We start from the raw sequence: 22249 nt of genomic DNA on the forward strand, positions 1-22249 counted from the left end.
CTCACCCGCCCAGCATCGTCGTGATCGTCCTCGCCAGGTACGCCATCACCCACGCGGTCGCGGTCAGGTAGGTGAACGCGACCGCCGGCCACTTCCAGGTGCCCGTCTCGCGCCGCATGATGCCCACGGTGGCCATGCACTGGAGGGCGTAGGCGAAGTAGACCAGCAGCGCGGCGATGGTGGGCGCGGTGAACACCCGCTGCCCCGCGCGCGGGCCGTCCGGGTAGGTCATGGAGCGCAGGACCTGCGCCGGGTGCTCCGGGTCCTCGGCGGCGGCGACCTGGCCGAGGGTCGCGACGAAGGTCTCCCTGGCCGACTGCGCGGACAGCACGCCGACGTTGACGCGCCAGTCGAAGCCCAGCGGGTCGAAGACCGGGGCCACCAGGCGGCCGAGGTCCGCGGCGTAGCTGTGGTCGACGACGTAGGAGGAGACGGCGGTCGCGTCACCGGGGTCGACGCCGGCCGCCCGCATCTGCGCGGCCGACTGCAGCGGCAGGTTCAGCAGCAGCCACAGCCCGACGGTGGTGACCATGATGATCGTCGAGCACTTGCGGATGAACGACCTGGACGAGTCCCACATGGCCACCAGCACCGACCGCGGGGCTGGCAGCCGGTACGGCGGCATCTCCATGTAGAACGGCATGACGAGGCCGCGGCGGTCGCCGAGCCTCTTGAAGGCCCAGGCGGCCAGCATGGCCGACACCGCGCCGAGCAGGTACATGCCGAACATCACGAGCCCCTGCGCGCCGAACGGGCCGACCTTGACCGAGGGGTCGACCAGCAGGCCGATGAGCAGCACGTACACCGGCAGCCGGGCCGAGCAGGTCATGAGCGGCGCGGCCATCATCGTGGCGACGCGGTCGTTGGCGGAGGGCAGCGTGCGGGTCGCCATGATGCCGGGGATCGCGCAGGCGAACGACGACAGCAGCGCGACGAACGCCCGCCCCTCCAGCCCGGCCCGCGCCATCACCCGGTCCATCAGGAACGCCGCGCGGGACATGTAGCCGACGCCCTCGAGCAGGGCGATCAGCAGGAACAGCAGGACGATCTGCGGGACGAAGACCAGCACCCCTCCGACGCCGCCGATGACGGCGTCGCCGAGCAGCCCCGACAGCCACGCGACGTGGACGTGGGCGGCGACCAGGCCCGACAGCCACCCGAAGAACGCCTCCACGTACCCCTGCAGCGGGGCGGCCAGGGTGAAGACGGTCTGGAAGAAGAGCAGCATCACGACGAAGAACACGGCCGTGCCCAGAACGGGGTGGAGCAGGACCGCGTCGACGCGCTGGGTGACCCGGTGACGCTCGGCGGACCGGTATCCGGCGAAGGCCAGGACCGACTCCGCCCAGGCGTCCGACTCGTCCGGGTCCGCCGGGGGCGGCAGCACCGGGCGCGGCCAGGACCGCCACTCCGCCAGCCGCTCGCGCAGCTCCCCGATGCCGTGCCCGCGGTGGCCGACCACCGGGAGGACCGGCACGCCGAGGGCCTGCCCGAGCGCCTCGACGTCCAGGTGTCCCTGCCGGCGGGTCAGCTCGTCGGTGAAGGTGACCACCACGCACGTCGGCAGACCTCGCGCGAGGACCTGCGCCACGAACCCCAGCGACCGCCGCAACGTGGTGGCGTCCACCACGACCAGCAGGGCGTCGGGCCGCGGCACGTTCTCCAGGCGGCCGTCGAGCACGTCGACCGTGATCTGCTCGTCGGGGCTGATCGGCTCCAGGCTGTACGTCCCCGGCAGGTCCTCGACCACGTAGCCGCGCCCGCCCACGCGGAAGGTGCCGACGAACCGGGCGACCGTCACCCCGGGATAGTTGCCCGTCTTCGCCTTGAGACCCGTCAGGCTGTTGAAGACGCTCGTCTTGCCCGCGTTGGGGCTGCCGACGAGGGCGACCCGGGGCACGTCCGTGAGGACCGCGCCCGTGCCCGAATCACCGGTGTCGTGGCAGTCGGCGCTCACCCGTCCGCCCTGACCGTGTACACGCACGCGGCCTGCGCCCTGCGCAGGCACACCTCGTAGTCCTTCACGAGGTAGACGACAGGATCGCGCAGCGGCGCCCGGCGCACCACCTGGACCACCGTGCCCGGGGTGAACCCGAGGTCCCGCAACCGGCGGGCCGTGGCGGGCGATCCCGCGGTCGTCACCCGCGTCACGGTGGCCCTGGCGCCGGGCGCCAGGTCGGCGAGGGGCCGTTCCCCGTCGCACCGCACCGCGGACAGCCGATCACCGGGCTCGACCAAGTCGTCAACGGTGGTCATCCACGCCTCACCTCGCCGTGCCGGACGGAACACGATCAACACGATCAGATCAGTAAGGCTAGGCTACGCTGACAACTGATCGGACGTCTCCCCACCCCGGTCTCCCGGCATAGCCTGCCGTAAATCCCCGCTCGAACCCAGGAGGGAACGACCATGGACGTCATCGCGCCCGCGGCCGCCGGCGACACCCGGCTGCGCATCGACGTGTGGGTCGACGTCGCCTGCCCCTGGTGTTACCTGGGCAAGAAGCGGCTGGAGACCGCGATCACGCAGTCGGACGCCGCCGATCGCGTCGACGTGGTGCTGCACGCCTTCGAGCTCGACCCGGGGGCGTCCCGGACGGTCGAACCGAACCTCGAGTACCTCGCGCGGCATCTGCGGATGCCGCCCGCCCGGGCCCGTGCGCTGGAAGAGCAGATGAGGCAGCTCGCCGCGCAGGAGGGCCTTCCGTACGAGATCGACCGCGCGCACGGCAACAGTCTCGACGTGCTGCGTCTGACGCTTCTGGCCAGGACGTACGGCCTGGCGAACGCGTTCATGGGCGTGGTGCAGGAACGCCTGTTCAGCGGCGCGGCCGACGTCTACGAGCCGGAGTTCCTGGTCTCGGCGGCCGAGCGTGTGGGCGTCCCGGCCGATGAGGCGCGCGACGTCCTCGACGGCGACCGCTTCGCCGACGAGGTGCGCGCCGAGCACCGGGCCGCCCTCGAGCTCGGCGCGACCGGCGTGCCGTTCACCGTGCTCGACGGACGTTACGGCATCCCCGGCGCGGTGCCGGTGGACGGCTACCGCGAGGCGATCGCGACGGCCCTGGGCACCCTCGGCTCCTGACCACCCGTTCTCCCATCTCCGGGCGGATCTTCGGCCGACGTTCCTGCCGCGCCGGTCACGGGCATCAGCCGTCGATGCGGTGGGCGGTCCAGAACGACGACAGGTCGACCGAGGTGGCGGCCTGCGCGGCGGCCTTGAACTCGGCGGTGGTCGACACCCCGTACCAGTGCGCGGCGGCGTAGTTCTTCAGCAGGTTCTGCATCGCCGTCGTGCCGATGGCCCGCCGCAGGTCGTGCAGCGCGCACTTGCCGTACGTGTAGACCACCGTGCCGTACCGGCTCGGATGGGCGTCCCAGTACGCCATCGAGTTGGTGATCTTCTCGGCCGACGACTGCCAGGACACGCCGTTCCAGCAGTTGGTGCCCGAGACGCCGTTGTAGAGGTCGGTGGCGTAGTCGGCGAACGACTCGTCCAGCCAGGGGCTGGTGTACTCGTCGTCCCCCACGATCCCGTACCACCACTGGTGGGCCAGCTCGTGCGCCAGGGCGGTCGAGCTGATCACGTCGAGCACGAAACCCGGATACTCCATCCCGCCGAACCAGAAGTTGTTGTCGAGCACCACGTCCACCTCGCCGTACGGGTAGGCGCCGAACCGACCGGCATGGGTGACGAGCGCGTTCTTCGCGGTGGTCATCATCGAGCTCGCGCTGCCGGAGCTGATCGAGCTCACCCGGTAGACGTTCACGACGACGCCCGTCGTGGTGGTGCTCGTGGTCTTCACGAACGGCCCGGCCGCCCACGCGAACTCGCGGACGCTCTTCGCGGTCGCCTTCGTGACCGTGCGGCCGGACGTCCCCGGCGTGTCGGTCGACGTGCCGGTGGCGGGCACCAGCAGCGACGACGGGTGGTCGAGTGTCACCGAGTAGTCGCTGATCAGCGAGTAGAACGACTCGCCGTTGTTCGAGTAGGGGTCGAGGTGCCAGCCGCTCGCGTCGCGGACGGCCAGGACCGGCAGCGCGTTGCCGACGAAGGTGAACGAGCCGTCGCGGCCGAACCGGTCGGCGCCGGACGGCACCACGATGCTCAGGTCGAACCCGACGGTGGCGCTCTGGCCCTGGCCGAGCGGCGCGGGCAGCGCGATCTTCATCGCGGTGCAGCCCACCGACAACGGCGACGGCGTGCCCCCGGTCACGTTGGTCACGGTGACCGGGGTGGAGGGGCACGCCCCGTGGTAGTTGTCCCACAGCCGCAGGTAGACCTCGGTCAGGGGGTCCGCGGACGCGTTGGAGAACGTCACGCTCTCGTGCCCCGTCCAGGTGCTGCCCGACGTGTTGCTGGACAGGGTGACGGTGTAGGAGGGCGACGACGGGGTGCGCGTGCCGTCCGCCGCGTGGGCGGCCGGCGGGACGCCCCAGACGAGGAAGAGCACCACCGCGGTGGCCGAGACCAGGACTCGTCGGACCATGAGGACGTTTCTCCCTTACAGGCGCGCCGGGCCCCCGATCTGCCGACGTAATGTAACTTTTTGTCAAATAGGGGTCAATGCGTCCTCGATTCCCGCTATGGGACGTCAGGTCCAGAGGCCGGCGGCGGCCGTCTCGGCGACGTACTCCTCGAACGGCCGGGGCGGCCGGCCGAGGGCGCGGTCGACGCCGTCGAGGACCGCCCCGCCCACCCCGTCGCGGAGGCCGGCCAGGAGGCCGGTGAGGAGCCGTGCGACCTCGGGGGGAACGCCATGGGCGACCTGGCGCTCGACATGGACCGCGGGGTCGGCGTCGTCGTAGTGGATCACCCGCCCGACGGCCGCGCCGATGAGCCCGGCCGCCTCGCCGAACCCGATCGCCCGCGGCCCGGTCAGCTCGTAGACCTGGCCGGCGTGGCGGTCCTCGGTCAGCGCCGACACGGCGACCTCGGCGATGTCCTCGGCGTCGACGAACGGCGCGCGGCCGTCGCCGGCGGGCAGGGACAGGGTCCCGGCGAGGATCCCGGGCCGCCAGAACTTCTCGCCGAAGTTCTGCGAGAACCAGGTCGGCCGCAGGACGGTCCAGTCGGCGCCCGAGTCGCGCACGGCCTCCTCGACGATCTTGAGGGGATGGCCGTCCTCGTCGGCGGCCGGGGCGGACAGGAGCACCAGACGCCGCACGCCCGCCGCCGTCGCCTCGGCCACGAACGCGGGGACGCGCGCCCGGCGGTCGATGCTCGTCCGCAGGTCGGGCTCCATCAGGTAGGCGGCGGTGACGCCGTCGAGCGCGGGCGCCCAGGTCCCCGGGTCGCCGAGGTCGAAGGGGACGTCGCCGCCGGTCCTGGCCGCCGTGCGCGCCGTCCGGCCGGCGGCCCTGAGGCGGGCGGCGACGCGGCGGCCGACTGTTCCGGTGCCGCCGAGAATGAGGATGTCCGTCATGGCAGGTAAGCCAACCGCACGAGGGCCGGGACGATCCATGGGAGAACGTCGGACATCCCTTTGTGATCGTCTACCCTGAGGGACGTGGACGTCCTGGGCGATCTCCTGCACCGAGCCCGCGCGAGGAACGCGGTGGTCCGGCAGCTGATCCAGCGTCCGCCGTGGTCGCTCACCTTCGCCGAGGCCCCGCCGCTCACGGTCGTGGCGACGCTCGGCGGCCACGCGTCGATCCGGCTCGGCGACGACGCCCGCGCGGCGACGGCACGCCTCGCCGCGGGCGACATCGCGCTCGTCGCCGGCACCGGCCCGTACACGATCGCCGACGACCCCTCCACCCCGCCGCAGGTCGTGATCAGCGGGCGGCGCAAGCAGGTCGTGAACGCGAGCGTGGCGGCGGCGGCCGCCCACCGGAGCCTCGCCGCCCGCACGTACGGCGACGGATCGCCCGGGGCGACGATCATGCTCAGGGGCGCCTACGAGCTCCGCGGCGACGTGGGCGACCGCCTGCTGGGGATGCTCCCGCCGCTGGCGGTCGTGCCGGCCGGGCCCCGGACCCGGCCCGCGCTGGACCTGCTCGCCGCCGAGGTCGCCCGCGACGAGCCCGGCCAGGACGCCGTGCTCGACCGGCTGCTGGATCTCGTGCTCGTGCTGGCCCTGCGGGCGTGGTGCGCGGAGCCGGGGCCCGCGCGTCCCGCGTGGTACCGGGCGCTGGCCGACCCCGCCGTCGGCGGCGCGCTGCGCCTGCTGCACGGGGATCCCGCCCGCCGGTGGACGGTCGCCGCGCTGGCCGCCGCGGCCGGCGTGTCCCGCGCCGCCTTCGCCGCGCGCTTCACCGGCCTGGTCGGCGAGCCGCCGCTCACCTACCTCACGGGCTGGCGGATGACCCTGGCGGCGGACCTGCTCCGCGACACCGACGCGACCGTCGCCGCCGTGGCCCGCCAGGTCGGGTACGGCGACCCCTTCGCCTTCAGCGTGGCCTTCAAGCGCTCCCGCGGCGTCAGCCCCTCGGCCTGGCGCTCGTCGTCCGTCCGGCCCGGCCCGTTCCCGGGCGGCTGATCGGCGGCGGAGACCGGTGAGGCCGGTGGAGGCCCGGCGCCGGTGCGGGGCCGGCGCCGGTGGCCTCGCTCAGTGACCGGCGTTCTGGCCGCCGTCGACGTGGAGGATCTCGCCGGTGACGAACGGCGCGTTCTCCAGGTAGAGCACGGCGTCGACGATGTCGCTCACCTCGCCCATGTGGCCGACCGGGTGGAGTCCGCCGAGGAACTCATGGGTCTCCGGGGCGTGCATGGGGGTCTTGATGACGCCCGGCGAGACGGCGTTGACGCGGACGCCGCGGGTGGCGTACTCGATGGCCAGGGCCTTGGTGGCGGCCTGCAGACCGCCCTTGGTGAGGGAGGCCAGCGCGGAGGGCAGGCTGGAGTTGGGGTGGTCGACCAGGCTGGTGGTGATCTGGATGATGTGCCCGCCGCCCTGGGCGAGCAGGTGCGGCAGGGCCCGCTGGGTGATGCGGAAGAACCCGCCCAGGTTCACCGCCACCAGTGAGGAGAACTCCTCCGGCGTGTAGTCGGTGAACGGCTTGGCGACGAAGAACCCGGCGTTGTTGACCAGGGTGTCGATGCGGCCGAACCGCTCGACGCCGGCCTCGATCACACGGTCGGCGGTGGTGGGGTCGGCGATGTCGCCCCGGACGCTGAGGACGTCCCGGTCCAGCGACTCCGCGATGGTGCGGGAGGTGGCGACCACGGCGTAGCCGAGCTTGCGGTACGCGGCGACCAGGCCGGCTCCGATGCCCTGCGACGCCCCGGTGACGACCGCGACCTTCTGACCCTGCGTGCTCATCACAAGTGCTCTTCTCTCAAGGGGATGGAATCTCCGCGACCGGTACTAGCCGACCGGTCGACTATTGAGAACGTAGACGACCGGTCGAGTATCTGTCAAAACCTCGACGGCCTCTCGACGTGCGCGGACGTCTACCGCTTGTACGGATCCCCGTCGGGCAGCCAGACGTCCGGCGCGTGGATCCCGAGGTCGCCGACGCCGTCGGTGAGGGCGTCGGCGACGGCCAGGACGGCGGCGCGGGCGTCTCCGCGGCGCCGGACCAGCGACCAGGTCCAGCAGATCTCCGGCGCGATCAGCGGGCGCCGGACCAGGTCGGGCGGCAGCGGGGCCGCCTGCCCCTTCGGAGAGTTGACGACGGGGCGCCCGGCGCGGCGGACGTGGTCGAAGAAGGCGGCCCCGGTGACGCCGCCGTCACTGATCCGCACGGGACGGGCGCCGGTGGCACGGGCGAGCTCCTCGGCGTAGACGTTCCAGGACGACCAGGCCGCGGCGTCGTCGTCGATGAGGACGACGGTGTCCCGGGCCTGGACGGCTCCGGTGTCGCGCCCGGTGGCGACCGCGTAGAGGCGCTCCACGCCGACGAGCCGGGCGTCCAGGCCGAGCCGATCGAGGTCCGCCGTGCGCACCCAGCACACCGCGAGATCCAGGCTGCCGTCCGCGACCCTGGCCGCCTGGAGGTGGGAGGGCGCTACCCACGCGTCGACGTGCACCTGGGCCGACGCGGGGGTGCGGGCGGCCAGGTCCGGGGGCAGCCAGTTGACGTAACCCAGCCGGAGCGGCTCGGAGCCCGACAGCCGGGCGGCGCGGCTCCGGAGGTCGTCGGCCCGGTCCAGCAGGTCGCGGATGTCCGGAAGCAGGGCCGCGCCGGCCGGAGTGAGGGCCACGGAACGGCGGTCGCGGTCGAACAGCCGCACCCCGAGATCGCGTTCGAGCGCCTTGATCTGCTGCGAGAGGGAGGGGCCGGCGATCAGCAGGCGCCGGGCGGCCCGGCCGAAGTTCAGCTCCTCGGCGACCGCGACGAAATAACGCAGGTGACGCAGCTCCACCTCCGCGATGCTACGTGCGGTGGGAGGCTGCGCCTCCCAGCAGGGAGGGAGCCGGTCGTGGCGCCGGACCCCGCCTAACAGGCAGGCTCGGGTCACGGGGGACCGGCCGGACATAGCGGGCCCGCCGTCTCCTCTCGTCCTGTCCCGTCCCACCCTGTCTTGTCTCGCCCTGTCTCGTCGCGCCGCACCCCGTCCTGTCCTGCCTCGTTCAGTCACGCCCGCGTATCGTCTCGCCCCCGTGCCCTGGCCCGTCTCGCCCGCGCGTCCCACCGGGCCACGCTCCAGGGACGCCGTGCCGTACAGAGGTGCGGCCGTGTCCAGCCGTGGCGCGGCCGTGTCGTGTCGTGTGTAAAGGCGCGGGCGTGTCGTGCCGCCGTACCCGTGCCGTCGAGGAAAGCGTCGTGAACCCAGCAACTCTGCATCCCAGCACCGCCGCGTCCGGCGGCGCGCTCCGCTCGCCCCGGGCCCATGTCACCCAGGCGGCGGCCGCGCTGGCGGCGGGCATGGGCGTCGGCCGGTTCGTCTACACCCCGATCCTTCCCCTGATGCACGCTCAGGCCGGCCTCTCGGCCGGGGCCGGGGCCGACCTGGCCACCGGCAATTACGCCGGCTACCTGGCCGGGGCCCTGCTCGGCATCCTCCTTCCGCGCGCGGTGCGCTCCCCGGCCGTCCTGCGGGGCTCCCTGCTGGTGCTGACCGCGACCCTGGCCGCGATGCCGGAGACGCACGCGACCACGGCGTGGCTGTGCCTCCGGGTGATCGCGGGCGCGGCCAGCGCGCTGGTCTTCGTGATCGCCGTCAGCTCCCTGCAGAGCAATCTGCGGAACCACCCCGCCCATCTGCACGGCTGGGCCTTCGGGGGCGTCGGCGCCGGAATCGCCCTGTCCGGCCTCCTGGTGGTGGTCCTGCGCGCCGCGGCCGACTGGCGTGCCGCGTGGTGGGCCTCCGCCGGCCTGGCCGCGCTGCTGGCCGCCGCGTCGTGGAACCTGAGGACCGCGACCCCGCCCCCTCCGGCACGGACGCGGGAGGAGTGGCGCCGGACCCATCGCTGGTTCGCCGCCCTGTTCGCGTCGTACACGCTGGAGGGCGTCGGCTACATCATCGCCGGCACCTTCCTCGTGGCCGCCATCGAGCAGAGCTCGCCCGGCTGGGCCGGCAGCGGCGCCTGGGTGCTCGTCGGCCTGGCGGCCGTTCCCTCCTCGGCGCTGTGGTTGTGGCTGGGCCGTCGCCTGTCGCGTCCCGGCCTCCTGCTCGCCGCGCTGGTCGTGCAGGCAGTGGGCATCGCGCTGCCCGCCGTGTCCGGCGGGGTGGCCGCGGCGCTGGCGTCGGCTCTCCTCTTCGGCGCCACGTTCCTCGGCGTGGCCACCGTCGCGCTCGCGGTGGGCGCCCACCTGCGGTTCCCCCGCTCGGTCGCGCTGCTCACCGCCGGATACTCCGTGGGGCAGATCCTCGGCCCGCCGGCCGCCGCCCCCCTGCTCCACCACGGCTACCGGCAGGCCCTGATCCTGGCGGCGGTCGTCGTCATGGGCGCCGCCGTCGCGGCCGTCGTCCTCCGGGCCGGATTCCCGCACGACATGCCCGTACCGGATCATCCGGCCGCGGAGCCGTGAGCGGCCGTGCGGCTCCCGTCCCGCCGGGGGTCAGTGGTCGGTGATCACCCGGGACACGTGGTACTGCCGGATTCGCCACGCTCCCTCGTCACGGCGGAGGACCAGCGACAGGTGCACGGCGGCCTCCCAGCCCGCGGGGTCGCGGAAGGTGACGTCGGCGAACCCGCCGGCCACCTGGTCGCCGATCGTGTAGGTGTGGAGCACGGTGACGTCGGCGGTGCGGTCGTCCGGCACCGCCTCGTAGTAGGCGCGCACCGCGTCCCGCCCGGCGGTCACCGTGGGGCCGAAGCCCTGGAACAGGGCGTCGGTGGTGAACAGGTCGGCCATCGCGTCCGTGCGGTGGCCGTCGAAGGCGGCCTTCCAGCTGTTCAGAACCTCGCGCATCGGGTCGCTCATCATCGTGTCCTTATTTAGACGACCGGTCGGCTAGAAAGTAGTCGACCGGTCGTACACTTGCAACATGGGACGAAGCAGTGACGCCAGGGAGAAGATCCTTACCGCCGCCCGGTCGCTCGTCGAGCTGCGCGGCTACTCGGCGCTGGGCGTGGCCGAGATCTGCAAGGCGGCGGGGGTGCCGAAGGGCAGCTTCTACTACTTCTTCGAGTCGAAGGAGTCGCTCGCCCTGGCCGTCATCGACGAGCACTGGGCCGCAGAGCTGAGCGACTGGACCCGCATCCTGGGCGGGGACGCCGAGCCGCTCCAGCGGCTGCGGCAGCTGTTCGAGGAGACCGCGGCCGAGCAGCGCGCCGGGCAGCAGAGCTGCGGGACGGTCTCGGGCTGCATGTTCGGCAACCTGACGCTGGAGATGAGCAACCAGACCGAGGTCATCCGCGAACGGCTGCAGCAGATCTTCGACGCCCAGGTCGACCTGGTGGAGGCGGTCATCGCCGAGGCGAGGGAGCGGGGAGAGGCCACCGTCGCCGACACCCGCGAGGCCGCCCGGTCCGTCGTCGCCCAGCTCGAGGGTCAGGTGCTCTTCGCCAAGCTCTACAACGACACCGGGCTCCTCGACGCCCTGTGGGCGAACTGCGTGGCCCTGCTCGGCGTCCGGACCGGCACGCCCACCGCCGTCGCGCCATAGGCGCTCTTGGCGGCGTCATGGGCGGAAGGGGAGACCGGCACCCCTTCCTGGTGCTCCGGCGAGACCGTCGTGGACGGTTCCTGCCCGACCTCTGGCTAATGTGAACCCAATGGTCGTTATGTTTCCGACCGTCGAGGGACTGTCGCCATGTCTGACTATTGGAGCATCAAGCGCGGGCTGGCCGAAGCGATCAACAGTCACGATCTGCACCGGGTGCTCGAGGCCTTCAGCCCGGACGCCGTCGTGGTCTCGCCGTCCGGGGTGGCGGAGGGGCATGAGCAGATCGCCTGGTTGTACGAGCAGACCTTCAAGAGCTTTCCCGACTATCACCTGACGCCGTGGTTCGAGGCCGTCGGCTGCCAGGCGCCGATGATGGTCGAGTGGACGGCCACGGGCACGCATCTCGGGCCTCTCCTGCTGCCCGACGGGCGCGAACTGCAGGGAACCGGCCGCCCGATCACCCTCCGGGGGACCTGCGCGTCGTTCGTCGAGGACGGCAGGATCAAGACGCACCGGGAGTACTACGACCAGTTGGAGCTGTACACCCAGCTCGGCATGTGCCTGACGGAGGCCCGCCCGACCGCGGCCTGAGCGCGTCAGCCGTCCGCGCTCTCCCGCGCGGACGGCCCCGGGGGGCGCCACCTCCCCAGACCGTCGACGAGCCGGTCGATGAGCTGGTCGGAGACCGTTCCCCCCCGCATGGCGGTGCGGTAGACAAGAGGCCCGACGAGGAGCGCCGAGACGTCGGGCGGGTCGGGGACGACGTCGATCTCCCCGTTTCCGGCCGCCAGGTCCAGCGCGATCCTGAGCCTCTCGTCGAGCGCGTCGAGGCAGTGGTCGCGCTGTGCCGCGACGTGCGGATCCCAGAGGGCGCTCTGCGTCAGGGTGAGCATGGCGCCGGCGGCCCGGGGCGTGGCCAGCTCGTCGGCGAGATCGCGAAGCTGCGAGCACAGCCACGGGCGGACCGGCACCTCCGGCTTCCGGAAGAACGGGATGTCGACACCGGTCATGACGTCGTGAAGCAGCTGCTCGGCCTGCGGCCAGTGCCGGTACACCGTGGCCCGGCCGACGCCGGCCTCCTGGGCGACGCGCTGGTGGGTGAGCGCGGCGGGGCCCTCGTCGAGCAGCAGCGAGCGGGCGGCGACCAGGATCGCGGCCCGGGTGCGCGCGGCGCGGGGATCGGTCGAGTTGCTCACACCGCATTCTATGAGACAACTTGACTCAGAGACGGGGGCGGTGCCACTCTCACCTCTGAGACAAACTGTCTCGGAACTGAGGGTGGAGGAATCGTGAAACTGGTCGTCTTCGGCGCCGGCGGCGGCACCGGGCGGGAGACCGTCGCCCAGGGCCTCGCCGCGGGACATCACGTGACCGCCGTGGTCCGCCGCCCGGATGCCCTGCAGGCCCGGCCGGGCCTTCAGATCGCCGTCGTGCCGGACCTGACCAGGGCCGATCTGGTCGAGGAGGCGGTGGACGGCCGCGACGTGGTGATCAGCGCGCTGGGACCCAACGCCAGGGGCCCGGTGAGCGTCTGCACCGACGGCGTCCGCTCGATTCTCGATTCGATGACCCGGACAGGGGTGCGGCGGCTGATCGTGGTGAGCGCTCACGGCGCCGCAGAGTCCAACGACGGCTCGCTCTACTCCCGGCTGCTGCGGGCCATGCTGGGCCACAAGATGCGCGACAAGGACGAGATGGAAAGCCTCATCCGCGCCTCCGCCGTCGACTGGACGATCGTGCGCCCGCCCGCTCTCAGGAACACGCCGCACACCGGGGTCTACCGGGTGGGGACCGACCTGAAGATCGGGCTCACCTCCGCGATCTCACGCGCCGACCTGGCCGACTTCCTGCTGCGCGAGGCCGCCTCGCCGGCCCACCTCCACCAGGCCCCGCGGATCGCCGCATGACCGCCGTCGTCCTTACGGACTGAGCGGGCGAACGCGGGGCGGCGGTTCACCCCGCGTTCGCCGGGCGGCGCGGACTACCGATCGCCGACGACGACGAACCGGCCGCGGACGTCGCCGTCGTCCGGCAGTCGCCATCCGGCGGTGACGTGTCCGAGGTGGGCGCCGGAGTCGTCCCGGCCCGGGTCGAGGACGCGGATCACGCGGATGGCCAGGCTCCCGCCCTCGGTCTCCACGACGACGTCGGTGCCGTGCGGCCCGTCCGCGGCGCCGGTGGAGGTGACGGAGGGGGAGACGATCTCTCCCGTGTACGAGCTGACGACCGACGGATCGGGGGTGTCGCTCACGCTCTGCGCCTGCGGCTCGGCCCGGCCCAGGAGGAGCGCGAGAAGCTGCGTCACGAGGACGGGGTCGCGGGTCCCGTCATAGATCCACCGCCGCCCCAGCACGCCGTGCTCGGCCGTGCCGATGAGGGCGTGATCGGCGCCCTCCAGCGGCGCATCGCGGTAGGTGAGGGGGACGTGGTAGGAGACCGGCTCGCCGCCTGACGTGTCGACGGCCACCATGAACTCGATGCCGACCTCGCCCCGCGGATCGTCGAGCCGGAAGCCGCCGGCCTTCTCCAGTTCCGGCGCGCGCCCCGTCTCCGCGTACCACGCCTGCCGGGGGAGCCATGAGGCGAGAAGTTCGAGCTTGGTGGGGGTCAGCGTGGTGCGGTGGATGACGGCCATGCCGGGAAGCCCTTCTCTCGACGTCCGCTCGGCTCGCCGGCGCGTCCGCGCCGTCGCCGGAACGATCTCCGGAAGACTATCGGCGGCCGTCCTGCCCGCCGCCGGGAGGCCGCGACAGGCGGGCGTCACCGCACGGCGACGCGTACGGCCGCCCCGGAACGGGCCCGGCCACTCGAACGCGGCCGCCCTGGAGAGGGCACTTGGGCGCGGCCGTGTGGAGAGGGGCCCGGGCGGCGGGGGCGGGGGGTCACTCTTCCGACGGCGGGGCCTTCCTCCGCCACAGCCGTGCCGTCTGGTCGTCGCTGCAGCTGACGAGGTACCGGCCGTCAGGGCTCACCGCCACGTTGTTGACTCCGTCCGTGTGGCCGAGCAGGGGGTGTCCGAGTGGCCGGCCCGACGCCGGATCCCACACCCGTACGGTCCCGTCCCGGCCACCGGTGACGAGGAGGCCGTCAGGGGTGAACGCCACTCCCCAGACGGCCGCCGTGTGACCGGTCAGCGGCGGGCCGGCGGGCGAGCCCGTGGACGGGTCCCAGAGGCGGACCGTCCCGTCGTCGCCGCCCGTGGCGACCAGGCGTCCGTCCCGGCTGAAGGCCAGGTTCTCCACGGCGCCGCCGTCCCCGCCGATGGGCTCGCCGATGGGCTCTCCGGTCAGCGGCTTCCACAGCCGGACCGTGCCGTCGGCGCTTCCCGTGGCCAGACGGCCCCGCGGGCTGAAGGCGATGCCGGAGACCGTGTCGGTATGACCGGTCAGAGGGGGGCCGGCCGGTTCTCCCCGCGCCACGTCCCAGACGCGTACGGTCGTGTCCCCGCTGCCGGTGGCCAGGAGCCTGCCGTCGTGGCTGAACGCCATGCCGACGACGAACCCGCGGTGGCCGACGAGCTCCGGCGGGACGGCCTCGCCCGTCGTGGCCTCCCACAGGCGCACGGAGGTGTCGGCTCCGCCGGTCGCCACGAGCCGTCCGTCCGGACTGAAGGCGACCGCCCAGACGGGGCCGGTGTGGCCTCGCAGGGGCCGGCCGACGGGATCCCCGGTGGCCGGGTCCCACATGCGGACGGTCATGTCGCCGCTGACGGTCGTCACCACCCGGCTGTCGGGGCTGAAGGCCGCGTCGGAGACCACCCCGTCGTGTCCCGTCAGGACCGCGGCCGGCTCGAACCACTCGTCCCCACCCCCGCCGCGCCCGACGGGATGACGGCTCCGCCGGGCGACGGGCGTCTCCCGGTTCGCGCCGTCCGCGGGACCCGCGCCTTCCTCCTGGACGGAGGCCGTGTTCCGATGACGACGCTGCTCCCACCAGAAGATCGCGAGCGTGATGGGGAGGGCGACAACGCTTGCGAGCGCTCCGACGGCGTCCCACGTCATAGCCCGATCGTACGTTTCGATCGCCGAGCGGGAGAGTCGTCGCCTTCCGGCGATCGGGGGTGGGAACCGTGGTCACTGCCCCCCGCGCAGCCTGCGCAGGAACGCCCGCAGACCGGACGGGGGCGGCTGTCCCGCGCCGTCCTCACCGGAGGGCGACGACGCCGAATCGCCCGGGACGGGACCGGTCCCGGGGGAGTGGCGGCCGTCGAGCTCGTAGCGCACGGGCAGGGAGCGGAGCGCGCGGACGAAGGGGGACGGGCGCCACGGCAGGCGGTCGGGCGGGAGCGCCGGCGTGAGCGTGGAGAACCGGTCCAGCAACCGGCGGACGGCGATCGTGGTCATCATGGTGGCGAGCCGGCGGCTCGGGCAGCCGTGCGGGCCGGCGCCCCAGGCGAGATGGGCGCGGGTGCTGCGCACGGTGTCCCTCGGGAGGGCGGCGGCGAACACCGGATCGGCGTGCGCGCCCGCGATCGACAGCATCACCGGGTCTCCGGCCGCGACGGTGAACCGCCCCAGCTTCACGTCGGCCCGGGCGTAGCGGAAGCTGAGGTTGGCCAGCGCCGGGTTGGACAGGGCGACGCGGTTGACGACCTCCTCGATCGCGCCGACCGACAGGGCCTGCCGCAGCTCCGGATTGGTGATCACCTCGACGATGACGTTGCAGATCAGGCCGCCGGTGAAGTCGAGGAAGCCGGGCAGCATGAGCAGCTCCCTGGCCAGTTCCTCATCGGTCAGGCCCGGGTCGGCCGCCAGCATGTACGAGGGCAGGTCGTCGCCGCGGCGGTGCCGCTTGTCCGTCGCCAGCTCCAGGAGGGCGGTGTACAGCCGCTGGTAGGCGCCGCCGGAGTCGGGGCCGTCGATGAGGCGCCACAGGTCCGTCACCACGTCGTCGCCGCGCTCGAGCGTGACGCCGAGGAGGTGGTTGGCGACCATCAGCGGCAGCGGCCGCCCGTACTGCGCGGCCAGGTCGGCCCGTCCGGCGGGCGCCTCCTCCGTCATCACGCCGATCAGTTCGTCGCAGTAGCGCACGACGGCCCGCTCCAGCACCCTGGCCTGCTCGTGGCCGGGCTCCTGGAACGGCCGGAGGGCCGCGTTCCAGGAGCCGCGGAGCGCGTGGTGCCGCTCCCCGTCGTGGAAACCCATGTTGTCGGCCTTGAGGAGGGCGAGCAGCGGCCAGTCGGGCGGGACGCGTCCCTCGGCGTACGCCCGCCAGGCGTCCACGCGCTTGCTCCACAGCTCACGGGGGTTCTGCATGACCTGCAGCACCTCGTCGTAGCCGAGCACGAACCAGACCGGCACGCCGAGGAGGTCGACGGGGGCGACCGGGCCGTACCTGCCGCGCAGCCGTTCGTGGACGAGCCCGGGATCGGCGTCGTACTCCGCCGTGAGCAGGGGTTCGAGCGGCGACGTGGGCAGGGGGGTCGCGGCCGACGCGGACCGGCTATCGCGGATCACAACTGCGGGCCTGCCTTTCCGGCTCCTGCGCCTTACAGGACGATGCGGGCGATCCGCGGATGAACGGGTCTGGGCGGCGATCTTAGACGCCCGGCCGCCGTCTGTCATCGGCCGAGCTCCGGGTCAGTCGCCGGTGCTCCACCTCGGGCGCAGGACGGCACTCCTCTTGCCGGGGCGGACGCTGAACCGCGCCGCGAGGACGAAGCCGCCCTCGGGGGTGGGCTCCGCGGTGAGGCGGCCGCCCGCGAGCGCGACGCGCTCCCCCAGGCCCGGGAGCCCGAAGCCTCCGCCCATGGAGGGCGCGGCCCTGGCCGTTCCCCGGTCGTCGCACCTGTCGCCGGCCGGCTCGTCGCCCCGGCCGGCGGTGTTGACCACGGAGACGTTCACGTCGTCGCCCGTCAGGGTGCAGGTGACCCGCACCTCGGAGTCCGGAGCGTGCTTGCGCACGTTGCTCAGGCCCTCCTGCACCAGGCGGTAGGAGGCGTGCGCGACCTGCCGCGGCAGCGCCTGCGGGGGGACGTCGAGGTGGAGGCTGATCCGCATGCCCATGCGCTGGGACTCCTCCACGAGGCGGGTGATCCCCTCCGGCCCCTTGACCGCCGGCTGGTCCTCCCGGCGGAGCACGGTGAGGAGCTGGCGCAGCTCGCCGAGGGCCTGCACGCCCTTGTCCTCGATGCCCGCGGCGAGCCGGGAGACCTCGGGGGAGTCCCTGTAGTCCCGGATCACGCCGGCGTTGAGGACCATGACGGTCACGGCGTGCGTCACCGTGTCGTGCAGCTCCCGGGCGATCTTGCGTCGCTCCTCGGAGGCGGCCAGCTCCTCGCGCTCGCGGACCCCGGCCCGCAGCTCGCCGACCATCCGCCGGTACGCGCACACCCACGTCCCCACCAGGGCGGGCAGGTAGATGAGCGTCACCGCGCGCACGACGCAGAGATAGAGGAACTGGTCGGTGTACGGGTTCACGTAGTCGACGGCTGCGTACACCCCGGTGAGCGCCAGCGCGACCCCCGACCATGAGCGCATCCGGCACTCGGACGTCATGGAGAACGCGGCGAGGACCATGGGCACGGTCTGGCCGGTCACGCAGGCGCACGCGACGGACGCGACGATCGCGGGCCACGCCGTCCGGCGCCGGACGAACATGGTCAAGGCCGTGACCGAGCCCACGAGGAACTCGATCCAGTCCGGAACCGGTCCCCACAGCGAGAAGGAGCGGCCGATGGCGGTCGTCGGGATCGTGAACGCGACCACCGCGGTCGCCAACAGAAGATCGACCAGTACGCCACGCCGGCGGAGCGCGACGCCTGCCATAGTGCGCCCCATATGAGCCATTCTGCGACGTTTATCACCCAATGTCTCGTACCGCCTGACCGGCGCTTCCCGGAACCTCAGGGCAGGGCGGCGGCGATGCGGTCGACCTGGGCGGGATCGGCCGACCAGCAGTACAGCATCAGCTCGTCGGCGCCCACGTCGCAGAAGGCCCGCACGGCCCCCCGGATCGCCTCGCGTGAGGTCAGCATCCCCTCCACCCTCGTCTCACCCGAGTCGAGGAACGCGTAGTAGCCGCCGGCCGCGCGGCGGGCCTCGTCCAGGACGGCTTCGGGGCCGAGCGCCGCGTTGGCCTGGGCGACGAGCCGCGGACGGCCGGGCCGCCCGGCCCTCTCCCACGACTCCTCGACCATCCGGAAGAGCCGGTCCATCTCCTCCGGCGGGAGCGTCGAGGCCATGAGGCCGTCCCCCCAGCGGGCCACCCGCTCGGCCGTGGCCTGGACGAAGCCGCCGAACAGCACCTCGGGACCTCCGGGGCGGGAGGGCGCCGGGCCGATCGGGCCGATCCCCTCGCCGTACGGGCGGCCGGCCCAGACGCGCCGCAGCGCCGCCATCTGCTCGTCGAGGCGGCGGCCGCGGCGCCGGTGCTCGGCGCCCATGGCCAGGAAGTCGTCCTCCCGCGCGCCCACGCCGATCCCGACGGTGAGGCGGCCGCCGCTGAGCCGGTCGAGCGTGGCGAGCTCCTTGGCCATCAGGGCCGTCGGGCGCATGGGCGCGATCAGGACCTCGGTCATGACCCGGATCCGGGAGGTGGCCCCCGCGAGGGCCGCCAGCGTCACCAGCGGCTCCGGGTTGTCGTACACGAGGCGGTCGACCAGGCCGAGGGTGGAGAAGGGCCCGTCCTCGGCGCGGCGCGCCCATTCCGGCAGCGCGTCGGGGTCGCCGACGGGCAGGCCGAGTCCGACGTTCATGGCCACCCCCGAGTCGGTCGCGCGGCCGTCACCGGCCGGGTGACGCCGGAACGCGTCAGCTCGCCGTCCTCGTGGCGGAGGATGCGGCGGTGGTGGAGTGGCCACCCGGGGAAGTCCCCGCTGGCCGTCAGGCGCCCTTCTCCAACAGTAGGCGCCGGGGCGGGGTCACATGGGGGGCGGGCCGCCGAAGGAGCGGTCAGGCCCGGGGCCGAAGCCGGGATCCCAGCCGTTGTCGACAGGAGGGACGTCGTCCCGGGGCGCGCACCGGTCGCCACAGCCGCCGAAGCGCGCGGAGTCGATGGGCGGGAAGGACGATTTCGGGACGCCCTTCAGCGCGCTGATCATCGTCTCCTTCCAGATGCGGCCGGAGATGTCCGCCCCGAAGACCACGCTGTAGTACCTGCCGCCGATGGTCACGCCGCTCAGCCGGTGCGTGCTCGCCCCACGGGGGTCGCCGAGGCTGACCGCGCCGGCGAGGTCGGGGGTGAACCCGGCGAACCACGCCGTCGAGTAGTCGTCGCTGGTGCCGGTCTTGCCCGCCGCGTCCCGGCCGATGCCTCCCACGGCGCTCATGGTGCCCTGCGGGCCGAACACGCCCCGCATGACGTCCGCGGCGGCGTCGGCCACCTCGGGGTCGAGGGCCTGGCGGCACTTCGGCTGGTACCGCGTGGTCGTGCCGTTCCTGTCGGTGATCGCGCTGACGGCCTGGGGCGGGCAGTAGGAGCCGCGGGCGGCGATGGCGGCGTACGCCGTGGCGACCGTCACCGGGTCCATCTCGTTGACGCCGAGGGTGAAGGTCTCGTACTGCTGCAGCGGCCCGCCGTCGGCCCGCTTGACGCCCAGCGACTCGGCGGTCCTGACGACGTCGCACAGGCCGACCTTCTGCTCCAGCTTCAGGAAGAAGGTGTTGACCGACTGCCAGGTGCCCGTCTTCAGCGTCTTGAACCCGCCGGACCCCTCGTCGTTGGAGACGGTGTGGGCGGGGTCGCCGACGTCGCGGCCCTTGCAGTCGGTGAAGGACGAGTAGCCGGGCGCGGTGTACCCCGCCGGGCTGTCGAGGCCGTCGTCCACCCTCCAGCCCTGCTTGAGGGCCGTGAGCAGCGTGAACACCTTGAACGTCGAGCCCGCCTGGAAGCCGGTGCCGCCGCCGTGGGCGCGGTCGGCCACCACGTTGTAGGAGATCTGCTTCTTGCGGGCGTCGGTCCCGTACTTCCGGCTGGCCGCCATCGCCTTGATCCGGCCGGTCCCCGGCTCGACCAGGGCTTCGGAGGCCACGGGGTCGTCGGTGGCGTGGACCCGGTCCTTGATGGCCGCGTCGGCGGCCGCCTGCAGCTTCGGGTCGAGCGTGGTCCTGATGACGAGGCCGCCGCGCTTGAGGAACTGGTCGCGGTCCTGCCGCGTCCTGCCGAAGGCGGCGAACACGGGGTTGGTGAGGATGTCGGCGCGCACGTACATGCAGAAGTACGGATAGGGGCTCGACTCGCACCCGCCGGGCAGGGGAGTGCCCTTGTACCCCAGCGGCTTGGCCTTGGCCTCGGCCGCCTGCTCCGGCGTGATCTTCTTGAGCTGCGCCATACGGTCGAGCACGACGTCGCGCCGGGCGAGCAGGAGCCCCCGGCTCTTCTTTCCCGCCGCGGGGTCGGTCTCGTTGGGCTTCTGCACGGCCCCCGCCAGCGTCGCCGCCTGGGCGAGGGACAGGTCGGCCGCGGACACGCCGAAGAACCGCTTGGCCGCCGCCTCCACCCCGTACGCCCCCGCCCCGAAGTAGGCGATGTTCAGGTACTTCTCCAGGATCTGGTCCTTGGTGTACTTCTGCTCCAGGCCCATCGCGTACCGGAGCTCGTTGAGCTTGCGCCCGTAGCTCGGCGCCAGCGCCTCCTCCTGCTCCTTCTTCGTCCTGGCCTTGTTGAGCATCACCTGCTTGACGTACTGCTGGGTGATGGAGGAGCCGCCCTGCGCCACGCCGCCCGTCGTGACGTTCTTGGCCAGGGCGCGCAGCGTCCCCTGGATGTCGATCGGCCCGTGCTGGTAGAAGCGGTAGTCCTCGATGGAGATGATCGCCGTCTTCATCACGCCGGCCACCTGGTCGAGCGGCACGATCTCCCGGTACTGCTCGTAGAACTGGGCGATCTGGTGGCCGTCCGCGTCCAGCACGACGGACTTCTCCGAGAGCGGGGGTTCCTGGAGGTCCTCCGGCTTGACGTCCAGGTCGTTCGACGCGGTCACGATGCCGACGCCCACGCCGCCGACGGCCGGCAGCGATATCCCGGCCACCAGGACGCCCGCGACGACCGCGAGCGCCAGGAGAAGCGCGACGCCTTTGCTGCCTTCTGTCCGAATTGTCCCCCGCTTAGGCATACCTGGGAGATTACGAGTTCTGGCTGACCAGAGGGCGGGGTGATGCTTGACGATTCCTGTGAGGTTCGCCTCATCGCGGGCCGCCGGGTGCCGTCGCGCTCAGCGAATCGGACATAGTGTGGCTAAGTGGACACAGACCGACGTCTCGGGGACTTTCTCCGTGCTCGCCGCCAGGCCGTGAGCCCGGAGGACGCCGGTGTGGCCGAGACGGGCCGCCGCCGCACGCCGGGGCTGCGCAGGGTGGAGGTGGCCCGGCTGGCCGGCATCAGCACCGACTATTACATCCGTCTGGAGCAGGGCCGCGAGCGCCGTCCCTCGGATCACGTGCTGAGCGCCCTGGCCCAGGTGCTGGGCCTGGACGAGGACGCGGCCCGGCACCTGCACGAACTCGTCCATCCGCGTCCGCAGGCGGGGCTCCGGCCGCCGTGCCGGCGGGAGCCGGTCAGCCCCACCCTGCTGCGGCTGCTGCACGGCTGGGACGAGGGCCCGGCGTTCGTCCACGGCCGCTGGCTGGACGTGCTCGCGGTCAACGCCCTCGCGAACGTCCTGTACGAGGGCCTGGAGCACCGGGACAACCTGCTGCGGCTGCTGTTCCTCAACCCCCTCGCGACCCAGTTCTACGTCGACTGGGAGGAGGCCGCCCGCTCACAGGTGGCGCTCCTGCGGGCGGCGGCGGGCGCGGTTCCGGACGACCCGTTCCTGCCCCAGATCGTGGAGGAGCTCTCCGTGCGCAGCGCGGAGTTCCGGCGCATGTGGGCGCGCCACGAGGTCAGGCCGAGGACGACCGAGGTGAGACGGTTCCGGCACCCCAGAGCCGGGGAGATGGCCCTGCGGTACGAGTCCCTGACCGTCAACAGCGCTCCGGGCCAGCAGCTCATCGTCTTCGAGGCGGCGCCGGGCACCGGCTCCGAACGGGCGGTCGACGTGCTGCGCTCCCTCGCGCGGCCCCCGGTTGCGGCCCGTCCCGAGTAGGCCCAGGGCTCCTGCGCCGACGTTTCGCGGGTATGCCCTGTGTCGCTGCTGTGACAGGGGCGCCGGGAGGGAAAGGACACGGTGTCGCGGGCGCGCCGTCCACCGGGCCGCCGCGGCGACCTGACGCCGTCCTTGGCAGACGAGAGGACCTTCGATGAGCGACATCAGTGTGGTGCAGGCCGTGGTGCTCGGTGTCGTCGAGGGGGTGACGGAGTTCCTTCC

Annotated in this window: 21 protein-coding genes; 7 read left to right on the forward strand and 14 right to left on the reverse strand. The window is 72.7% G+C overall.

The features are described 5' to 3' along the window. Nucleotide 1: 1 nt before the first annotated feature. Together feoB and Mco01_RS36130 are read right to left on the reverse strand one after the other, a co-directional pair. Nucleotides 2-1957, reverse strand: a complete 1956-nt coding sequence (feoB, locus tag Mco01_RS36125) for a ferrous iron transporter B (protein ID WP_204061314.1) — start codon at nucleotides 1955-1957, stop codon at nucleotides 2-4. Next, nucleotides 1954-2256: a FeoA family protein gene (locus Mco01_RS36130; RefSeq protein ID WP_204061315.1), complete on the reverse strand. Its 303-nt coding sequence runs from the start codon at nucleotides 2254-2256 to the stop codon at nucleotides 1954-1956. The genes feoB and Mco01_RS36130 overlap by 4 nt, the downstream gene beginning before the upstream one ends. A 153-nt stretch (nucleotides 2257-2409) precedes the next feature. On the opposite strand from Mco01_RS36130, the gene Mco01_RS36135 reads away from it, so the two are divergent. Next, complete coding sequence (locus Mco01_RS36135) at nucleotides 2410-3084, forward strand: DsbA family oxidoreductase (protein ID WP_204061316.1); 675 nt, start codon at nucleotides 2410-2412, stop codon at nucleotides 3082-3084. A 64-nt stretch (nucleotides 3085-3148) separates the two neighbouring features. Here the strand turns inward: Mco01_RS36135 and Mco01_RS36140 are convergent, their stop codons facing one another. Together Mco01_RS36140 and Mco01_RS36145 are read right to left on the reverse strand one after the other, a co-directional pair. After that, nucleotides 3149-4489, reverse strand: a complete 1341-nt coding sequence (locus Mco01_RS36140; RefSeq protein ID WP_204061317.1) for a M1 family metallopeptidase — start codon at nucleotides 4487-4489, stop codon at nucleotides 3149-3151. A 105-nt stretch (nucleotides 4490-4594) separates the two neighbouring features. Then, entirely contained in the window at nucleotides 4595-5425 is an 831-nt protein-coding gene (locus Mco01_RS36145; RefSeq protein ID WP_204061318.1) for an NAD(P)H-binding protein, read from the reverse strand. A gap of 84 nt (nucleotides 5426-5509) precedes the next feature. Here Mco01_RS36145 and Mco01_RS36150 point away from each other — a divergent pair, with 84 nt between their 5' ends. Next, the gene (locus tag Mco01_RS36150) at nucleotides 5510-6481 is read left to right on the forward strand and encodes an AraC family transcriptional regulator (protein ID WP_204061319.1); all 972 of its coding nucleotides are present in this window, start codon (nucleotides 5510-5512) and stop codon (nucleotides 6479-6481) included. Nucleotides 6482-6550: 69 nt separating this feature from the next. Here the strand turns inward: Mco01_RS36150 and Mco01_RS36155 are convergent, their stop codons facing one another. Both Mco01_RS36155 and Mco01_RS39980 read right to left on the reverse strand, forming a co-directional pair. Then, nucleotides 6551-7264, reverse strand: a complete 714-nt coding sequence (locus Mco01_RS36155) for an SDR family NAD(P)-dependent oxidoreductase (protein ID WP_204061320.1) — start codon at nucleotides 7262-7264, stop codon at nucleotides 6551-6553. 131 nt (nucleotides 7265-7395) lie between these two features. Continuing rightward, the gene (locus tag Mco01_RS39980; RefSeq protein WP_204061321.1) at nucleotides 7396-8310 is read right to left on the reverse strand and encodes a LysR family transcriptional regulator; all 915 of its coding nucleotides are present in this window, start codon (nucleotides 8308-8310) and stop codon (nucleotides 7396-7398) included. Nucleotides 8311-8711: 401 nt separating this feature from the next. Here Mco01_RS39980 and Mco01_RS36165 point away from each other — a divergent pair, with 401 nt between their 5' ends. Beyond that, nucleotides 8712-9920, forward strand: a complete 1209-nt coding sequence (locus Mco01_RS36165; RefSeq protein ID WP_239104183.1) for a YbfB/YjiJ family MFS transporter — start codon at nucleotides 8712-8714, stop codon at nucleotides 9918-9920. A gap of 30 nt (nucleotides 9921-9950) precedes the next feature. Here the strand turns inward: Mco01_RS36165 and Mco01_RS36170 are convergent, their stop codons facing one another. Then, the gene (locus tag Mco01_RS36170; protein ID WP_204061322.1) at nucleotides 9951-10304 is read right to left on the reverse strand and encodes a YybH family protein; all 354 of its coding nucleotides are present in this window, start codon (nucleotides 10302-10304) and stop codon (nucleotides 9951-9953) included. A 76-nt stretch (nucleotides 10305-10380) separates the two neighbouring features. Here Mco01_RS36170 and Mco01_RS36175 point away from each other — a divergent pair, with 76 nt between their 5' ends. Then, entirely contained in the window at nucleotides 10381-11001 is a 621-nt protein-coding gene (locus Mco01_RS36175) for a TetR/AcrR family transcriptional regulator (RefSeq protein ID WP_204061323.1), read from the forward strand. Between the two features lie 147 nt (nucleotides 11002-11148). Next, nucleotides 11149-11592: an ester cyclase gene (locus Mco01_RS36180; protein WP_204061324.1), complete on the forward strand. Its 444-nt coding sequence runs from the start codon at nucleotides 11149-11151 to the stop codon at nucleotides 11590-11592. 5 nt (nucleotides 11593-11597) lie between these two features. Here the strand turns inward: Mco01_RS36180 and Mco01_RS36185 are convergent, their stop codons facing one another. Then, a complete protein-coding gene (locus tag Mco01_RS36185; RefSeq protein WP_204061325.1) occupies nucleotides 11598-12197 on the reverse strand; it encodes a TetR/AcrR family transcriptional regulator in 600 nt (199 codons plus the stop codon). 93 nt (nucleotides 12198-12290) lie between these two features. Here Mco01_RS36185 and Mco01_RS36190 point away from each other — a divergent pair, with 93 nt between their 5' ends. Continuing rightward, entirely contained in the window at nucleotides 12291-12908 is a 618-nt protein-coding gene (locus Mco01_RS36190; RefSeq protein WP_204061326.1) for an NAD(P)-dependent oxidoreductase, read from the forward strand. Between the two features lie 74 nt (nucleotides 12909-12982). On the opposite strand, the gene Mco01_RS36195 is transcribed toward Mco01_RS36190, so the two are convergent. From Mco01_RS36195 to Mco01_RS36220, 6 genes are all read right to left on the reverse strand, one after another. Continuing rightward, entirely contained in the window at nucleotides 12983-13636 is a 654-nt protein-coding gene (locus Mco01_RS36195) for a maltokinase N-terminal cap-like domain-containing protein (protein WP_204061327.1), read from the reverse strand. A gap of 247 nt (nucleotides 13637-13883) precedes the next feature. Beyond that, the gene (locus tag Mco01_RS36200; protein ID WP_204061328.1) at nucleotides 13884-15002 is read right to left on the reverse strand and encodes a WD40 repeat domain-containing protein; all 1119 of its coding nucleotides are present in this window, start codon (nucleotides 15000-15002) and stop codon (nucleotides 13884-13886) included. A 72-nt stretch (nucleotides 15003-15074) separates the two neighbouring features. Then, on the reverse strand, nucleotides 15075-16457 hold the full coding sequence (locus Mco01_RS36205) for a cytochrome P450 (protein WP_204061329.1): 1383 nt from the start codon (nucleotides 16455-16457) through the stop codon (nucleotides 15075-15077). Nucleotides 16458-16580: 123 nt separating this feature from the next. Further along, entirely contained in the window at nucleotides 16581-17780 is a 1200-nt protein-coding gene (locus Mco01_RS36210; protein ID WP_204061330.1) for a sensor histidine kinase, read from the reverse strand. A 65-nt stretch (nucleotides 17781-17845) separates the two neighbouring features. Continuing rightward, entirely contained in the window at nucleotides 17846-18697 is an 852-nt protein-coding gene (locus Mco01_RS36215) for an LLM class flavin-dependent oxidoreductase (RefSeq protein ID WP_204061331.1), read from the reverse strand. A gap of 165 nt (nucleotides 18698-18862) precedes the next feature. Next, a complete protein-coding gene (locus Mco01_RS36220) occupies nucleotides 18863-21055 on the reverse strand; it encodes a transglycosylase domain-containing protein (protein WP_204061332.1) in 2193 nt (730 codons plus the stop codon). A 126-nt stretch (nucleotides 21056-21181) separates the two neighbouring features. Between Mco01_RS36220 and Mco01_RS36225 the strand changes: the two genes are divergently transcribed. Then, nucleotides 21182-22027, forward strand: coding sequence for a helix-turn-helix transcriptional regulator (locus Mco01_RS36225; RefSeq protein WP_204061333.1), 846 nt, complete (start codon nucleotides 21182-21184; stop codon nucleotides 22025-22027). The last annotated feature ends 222 nt before the right edge of the window (nucleotides 22028-22249 follow it).

It is taken from the genome of Microbispora corallina (assembly GCF_016863035.1).
Taxonomy (GTDB): Bacteria; Actinomycetota; Actinomycetes; order Streptosporangiales; family Streptosporangiaceae; genus Microbispora; species Microbispora corallina.